General features: G+C 74.8%; 3 protein-coding genes. 2 read left to right on the top strand and 1 reads right to left on the bottom strand.

Features of this window, described 5'->3' with window-relative positions; all coding sequences use genetic code 11:
* On the bottom strand, positions 1-423 hold a 423-nt coding region (locus AB0L34_RS32795), incomplete at its 3' end, for a hypothetical protein (RefSeq protein WP_357461510.1).
* A gap of 191 nt (positions 424-614) precedes the next feature.
* On the opposite strand from AB0L34_RS32795, the gene AB0L34_RS32790 reads away from it, so the two are divergent.
* Complete coding sequence (locus AB0L34_RS32790) at positions 615-1,700, top strand: S-(hydroxymethyl)mycothiol dehydrogenase (RefSeq protein WP_357461512.1); 1,086 nt, start codon at positions 615-617, stop codon at positions 1,698-1,700.
* Positions 1,700-2,329, top strand: coding sequence for an MBL fold metallo-hydrolase (locus tag AB0L34_RS32785; protein ID WP_363709434.1), 630 nt, complete (start codon positions 1,700-1,702; stop codon positions 2,327-2,329). The genes AB0L34_RS32790 and AB0L34_RS32785 overlap by 1 nt, the downstream gene beginning before the upstream one ends.
* Positions 2,330-2,396 lie beyond the last annotated feature (67 nt).

Below are 2,396 nucleotides of genomic sequence, written 5' to 3'. Positions count from 1 at the left end.
CCGGCGGCGGAGCCGGCGGCGGAGGGTCAGGTCGTCGAGCACCAGGGTCAGGCCGGCCCCGAGCAGCCAGACGTCCTTGGCCAGGCCGATGCCCTGCTGGGTGGGCCTCAGGCTGCCGGGCTCGCGCATCCCCGGCGTCTTGAGGTAGAGCTGCACCAGACCCGCGCCGAACGCGGCCAGCCCCAGTCCCGCGAGCGCCGACGGGACGAACGGCGCGAGCAGCACCGCGCCCAGGGCGACCTCGGCCCGGGAGAGCAGCCGGGCGAACCGGTTCGGATCGAGCTGCCCGAGCTGCGGGATGGCGCCGACGGCCATCCCGTGCATGCCCTGCGCCGCCTCCCCCTCCAGGCTCCGCTTGCCGAGGCCGGAGTTGAGGATGAACGCGCCGGTGCTGACCCGCAGCGGCAGATGACTGACCTTCATGGCGCACTCCCGTCCCACCGTCGAACCGTGCCCCCGCCTACCCCGCCCACGAGGCGATAACCGCCCGACCTGGCGTTGGGACGACGGATGACCAGCGGTAGCGTCGCCGAGGGGACGTCACCCCACGGTGCCGTCGCAGCGCACCCTGGATGACGGCGGCGCGGCGCGCCGGCGTGGAGCAGGAGGAAATCGTGAGCCAACAGGTCAGGGGAGTCATCTCCCGCAGCAAGGGCGCGCCGGTCGAGGTGACGACGATCGTGGTGCCTGACCCGGGGCCCGGCGAGGCGGTCGTGCGGATCCTGTCCTGCGGGGTCTGCCACACCGACCTGCACTACCGCGAGGGCGGCATCAACGACGACTACCCGTTCCTGCTCGGGCACGAGGCCGCCGGCATCGTCGAGGAGGTCGGGGCCGGCGTCGACGGCGTCGCGCCCGGCGACTTCGTGGTGCTCAACTGGCGGGCCGTCTGCGGGGTGTGCCGCGCCTGCCGCCGGGGCCGACCGTGGTACTGCTTCGCCACCCACAACGCGTCCCAGAAGATGACCCTGACCGACGGCACCGAACTCGCCCCGGCGCTCGGCATCGGCGCCTTCGCCGAGAAGACGCTGGTCCACGCCGGCCAGTGCACGAAGGTGGACCCGGCCGCCCGGCCCGCCGCCGTCGGGCTGCTCGGTTGCGGCGTGATGGCCGGGCTCGGCGCCGCCATGAACACCGGCGGCGTCACCCGGGGCGACTCGGTGGCCGTGATCGGCTGCGGCGGCGTCGGGGACGCGGCGGTCGCCGGCGCGGCGCTGGCCGGCGCGACGACGATCATCGCGGTGGACACCGACCCCCGCAAGCTCGACTGGGCCCGCAAGTTCGGCGCCACGCACACCGTCAACGCCCGCGAGGACGACGCGGTCGAGGCGATCCGCGCCGCGACCGGCGGCTTCGGCGCCGACGTGGTGATCGACGCGGTGGGCCGCCCGGAGACCTGGAAGCAGGCCTTCTACGCCCGCGACCTGGCCGGCACGGTGGTGCTGGTGGGCGTGCCGACGCCGGAGATGACGGTCGACGTGCCGCTGCTGGACGTGTTCGGCCGCGGCGGCTCGCTGAAGTCGAGCTGGTACGGCGACTGCCTGCCCAGCCGGGACTTCCCGATGCTCACCGAGCTCTACCTGCAGGGCCGCCTCGACCTGGACGCGTTCGTCACCGAGGAGATCGCGCTGGACGGGGTCGAGGAGGCGTTCGCCCGGATGCACCGCGGCGACGTGCTCCGCTCGGTGGTGGTCCTCTGATGGCGGCCCGCATCGACCACGCCGTCACCTCCGGCACCTTCTCCCTCGACGGCCAGACCTTCGACGTGGACAACAACGTCTGGATCGTCGGCGACGACACCGAGTGCGTCGTCGTCGACGCCCCGCACGACGTCGACGCGATCCTGGCCGCCGTCGGCGACCGGCGGGTGCGCGCCGTCCTCGCCACCCACGCCCACGACGACCACGTCCGGGTGGCCCCGGCGCTGGCCCGGGCCACCGGCGCGCCGGTGCTGCTGCACCCCGCCGACCGGGTGCTGTGGGACATGGTGCACCCGGACGAGGCGCCGGGTGGGGAGCTGCGTGACGGGCAGACCGTCGAGGTGGCCGGCGTCGCGCTGACCGTCCTGCACACTCCCGGCCACAGCCCCGGCGCGTGCAGCTTCCACGCCCCGGCGCTCGGCGTGGTGTTCACCGGCGACACGCTCTTCGCCGGCGGGCCCGGCGCCACGGGGCGCTCGTACAGCGACTTCGGCACGATCGTCGCCTCGATCCGGGACCGGCTGCTCACCCTGCCGCCCGAGACGGTGGTGCACACCGGGCACGGCGACAGCGCCACCGTCGGCGCGGAGGCCCCGCACCTGGACGAGTGGCTGGCCCGCGGGCACTGACCGCGCGTCCCGGCGGGCCGGCCACGGTCAGCCCGTCGCCCGGACCGGACCCGCCGGCCCGGTCCGG

The organism is Micromonospora sp. NPDC052213 (genome assembly GCF_040679695.1).
Lineage (GTDB): Bacteria > Actinomycetota > Actinomycetes > Mycobacteriales > Micromonosporaceae > Micromonospora.
Note: the sequence above shows the minus strand (reverse complement) of the source record. Positions and strands in the feature narration are given on the sequence as shown.

Coding starts and splice junctions, on each gene's coding strand:
- AB0L34_RS32785 (WP_363709434.1), top strand. CDS start 1,700: ATGGCGGCCCGCATCGACCACGCCGTCACCTCCGGCACCTTCTCCCTC.